The following is a 3,074-nucleotide window of genomic DNA, read 5'->3' as shown; positions in this document are numbered from 1 at the left end:
TGCATCGGCCAACAGCCGCAACACCGCCACGGCGCAAAAGAACCCGGCCTTCGGTGGGCCAAATCGGCCCACCGGGTTCGTTGCCGCGCTCGCCCGATATCCCGTATCGCGCGTCGCGGCCCACGCCTGCCCGGATGAACCGATTTGGCCCATCAAATTGATCCCCTATAACCATGAACCGCTCTAGAGCAAGACGATATGAACTCGCTCTAGTGGGTCCAGCTCTCGGGCCGGTCGAAGCGGAAATTCTCGGCATACGACATGCGCTTCGGTATCCGCTCCCGCGGCTGCATCACCCGATAGGCGATGCCGTTGCGTTTCGCATAGGCAACTGCCTCCTCGCGCGAGGAAAAGCGCAGCCGCACCTGCTGGCGCATGTCGCTCGAGGCGGTATAGCCCATCAGCGGTTCGACCGCGCGCGGCCGCTCCGGTTCGTATTCCAGCACCCAGCCTTTCGATTTCGCCCGTCCCGACTGCATGGCCGACCTGGCGGGCCGATAGATTTTCGCCGGCATTGCGCGATTGTCTCCTTGCCTTGCGGCGGCCCGTCGGCGCGCGCCCGTTGCCGCGTACTCGGTTGGTCGGGGCGGCCGGATTCGAACCAGCGACCCTCTGCTCCCAAAGCAGATGCGCTACCAGGCTGCGCTACGCCCCGATGAACCGAGCAAAGTTCCGTCTTGAGCGCACGCTCACCGGCTCCTGGTAGCCGAGCCCCAAGACAAATTCAAGCAGACTTGCCGCCTCACTCGGTCCCCAGCAGCCGATGCTCGACCCGGTCGCCGCGCTTGATGCCGAGCTTGGCCGCGGTGCCTCCGGCAATCTCGAGGACGAAGCGGACCGGTTCCTCCGACGGGACGATGGCAAGCGACAGCGGCACCGTATTCGCGGCGATGCGCTGAATGACGCCGTCGGCGCGGATGAAGACCATGTCGAGCGGTATATAGGTGTTCTTCATCCACATGTGGACCGGCTGGGCTTCGCCGAAGTCGAACAGCATGCCGGCGCCGGACGCAAGCGCGAACCGGTCCATCAGCCCGCGCGCACGCTCGCCCGGCTGGTCGGCGATCTCGACCTCGAAGACATGCCGGCCCGACGCCGAGACAATCGTTAGCGGCTCGCTGGCGCCGGCGGCCGCGGCGACGGACACGGCGATGAGAACGGACAACCCGGCCGTGCCGGCGAACAGGCCGCGATGAGCGGCTCCTGCTGCCGGTCGAAGGCCGGTCAAAAGCCGGCGAACGGCGTTCAGCGACCGTCGAAGCCCGGTCAATGGGCGGCGTGGGGTGCCTTGCCCTCCAAATAGATCTCTGCGGCCATGAGCCCCTTCGCGCCTTCGCCATAACGCACCCAGACGGTTTGGCCTGGCCGCAGCTCCGTCAGCCCAAATTGGCGCAGCGTTTCCATGTGCACGAAAATGTCCGGCGTCGCCGGTCCCTGGGTCAGGAATCCGTAGCCTCGGATACGATTGAACCATTTCACTTCCGCCTGTTCCAGGCCGCTGGTCGGCGTCACCGTAACATGAGTGCGCGGCTCGCCGTATTGCGGCGGTTGGGTGCAGGTGGATTCGTCCATACTCAGAATTCGGAACGCCTGCAGGCCGCGCGGCCGGCGCAGCACCTCGCAGACGACTCGGGCGCCCTCATAGGCGATCTGATAGCCGTCGCGGCGCAGGCAGGTCACGTGCAGGAGCACATCGGGCATGCCGTTGTCGGGAACAATGAATCCGTAGCCCTTTGCGGCATCGAACCATTTGATCACGCCGGCAATCTCAATAATGTCCAGTTTATTGTCTTCGACGGACTCGATTCCCGAGTCGAGATCGGGAGTAATCTTCTCCCCCATGCCGCTTCACCCCACTTAAGTTTACCGGGCCCTTGATTCCTCGCCGGTCTTATGCGCTTGCCCCCAGCGCACCTTTTCTTGAGAAGATACCATTCGCATCCTCGCGCGAAAGGGGAGATTCTTGCCGCTTTGCGCCCAGAAGCGATTATCATGATCACCGTTGCCAAATTGACACGCTGGCGCGCTGCGTGTTTTGTTGAAACACGTGCAATACTTGTCTGATTCGTCGGATTTTTTTGCGCTTTGAGGAGGGATGGAGAGGTCATCCACAGATCACGCGGCGCGGCGATCCGAAGCAGCGCCGCAATCCAGTTTCCGAGCCTGACGGCCAGCTTCGGCCGCCTGATTCGCCGCCAAGGCGGGCGCCGCGGCACCGCGACGCGGGACTGATCGCGACCGAGTTTCACGCACTCCGCGTTACTTTTGCTATGGATGTGACCATAGATGACCGAATGATGCGATCAGGAGTATCTTGCCATGCGCTACTTGCACGCCATGGTGCGGGTCGCCGATCTCGATGCCGCGCTTGAATTTTACTGCGATAAGCTTGGCCTCGAGGAAGTCCGCCGCGGCGACTATCCCGACGGCCGCTATACGCTGGTGTTCCTGGCCGCCCCCGAAGACCGTGACCGGGCCAAGAGCGAGCGCGCGCCGCTCGTCGAGCTGACCTACAACTGGGACCCGGAGGCCTATGGCCAGGGGCGCAATTTCGGCCATCTGGCCTATGAGGTCGATAACATCTACGAGCTCTGCGAGCGGCTGATGAGTGCCGGCGTGACCATCAATCGGCCGCCGCGCGACGGGCGCATGGCTTTTATCCGCTCGCCCGACAACATCTCCATCGAGCTGTTGCAGAAGGGCGCGCCCCTGCCCAAATCCGAGCCATGGGCCTCGATGCCGAATACGGGTCAGTGGTGAGGCTTGCGCCTGCCCGCCAAGCCTTCTATATGCTCGGGCCCGCGCGCCCTTCGTCTAGCGGTCTAGGACATCGCCCTTTCACGGCGGAAACACGGGTTCGAGTCCCGTAGGGCGCACCACGCTTCGCCCGGTCAAGTCGTCTACTCCGCTTCGCCGGCGTCGGCGATGTGCAGTTCGACCCGCGTCCGCCCATTCCAATGCGACAGCCGCAAATGGCCGGCGACATGGGCCAGCGCCCGGCGTTCGGCGAGCAGAAAATCGCCAAGGGGTTGGCCTGCGGCGCGAAACGCGATGGCCTCGATCCGGCTGCCGTC

General features: G+C 63.7%; 5 protein-coding genes and 2 tRNA genes. 3 read left to right on the top strand and 4 right to left on the bottom strand.

The window, feature by feature from the left end; genetic code table 11:
* Positions 1-187 (top strand): hypothetical protein (locus Q8P46_16870; protein ID MDP2621819.1); only part of this gene is annotated, 187 nt, incomplete at its 5' end.
* 22 nt (positions 188-209) lie between these two features.
* Here the strand turns inward: Q8P46_16870 and Q8P46_16865 are convergent.
* The 4 genes from Q8P46_16865 to Q8P46_16850 form a co-directional block, all read right to left on the bottom strand.
* On the bottom strand, positions 210-515 hold the full coding sequence (locus tag Q8P46_16865; protein MDP2621818.1) for an ETC complex I subunit: 306 nt from the start codon (positions 513-515) through the stop codon (positions 210-212).
* A gap of 63 nt (positions 516-578) precedes the next feature.
* Positions 579-655 (bottom strand) — tRNA-Pro (locus Q8P46_16860).
* An 87-nt stretch (positions 656-742) separates the two neighbouring features.
* Positions 743-1,165, bottom strand: a complete 423-nt coding sequence (locus Q8P46_16855; GenBank protein MDP2621817.1) for a DUF192 domain-containing protein — start codon at positions 1,163-1,165, stop codon at positions 743-745.
* Positions 1,166-1,266: 101 nt separating this feature from the next.
* The gene (locus Q8P46_16850; GenBank protein ID MDP2621816.1) at positions 1,267-1,842 is read right to left on the bottom strand and encodes a cold-shock protein; all 576 of its coding nucleotides are present in this window, start codon (positions 1,840-1,842) and stop codon (positions 1,267-1,269) included.
* Between the two features lie 477 nt (positions 1,843-2,319).
* Here Q8P46_16850 and Q8P46_16845 point away from each other — a divergent pair, with 477 nt between their 5' ends.
* Complete coding sequence (locus tag Q8P46_16845) at positions 2,320-2,760, top strand: VOC family protein (protein MDP2621815.1); 441 nt, start codon at positions 2,320-2,322, stop codon at positions 2,758-2,760.
* Positions 2,761-2,803: 43 nt separating this feature from the next.
* Positions 2,804-2,879 (top strand) — tRNA-Glu (locus tag Q8P46_16840).
* The last annotated feature ends 195 nt before the right edge of the window (positions 2,880-3,074 follow it).

This window comes from Hyphomicrobiales bacterium, assembly GCA_030688605.1.
GTDB lineage: Bacteria > Pseudomonadota > Alphaproteobacteria > Rhizobiales > NORP267 > JAUYJB01.
This window is presented reverse-complemented; position numbering and strand designations above follow the sequence as displayed.

Coding starts and splice junctions, on each gene's coding strand:
- Q8P46_16845 (MDP2621815.1), top strand. CDS start 2,320: ATGCGCTACTTGCACGCCATGGTGCGGGTCGCCGATCTCGATGCCGCG.
- Q8P46_16850 (MDP2621816.1), bottom strand. CDS start 1,842: ATGGGGGAGAAGATTACTCCCGATCTCGACTCGGGAATCGAGTCCGTC.
- Q8P46_16865 (MDP2621818.1), bottom strand. CDS start 515: ATGCCGGCGAAAATCTATCGGCCCGCCAGGTCGGCCATGCAGTCGGGA.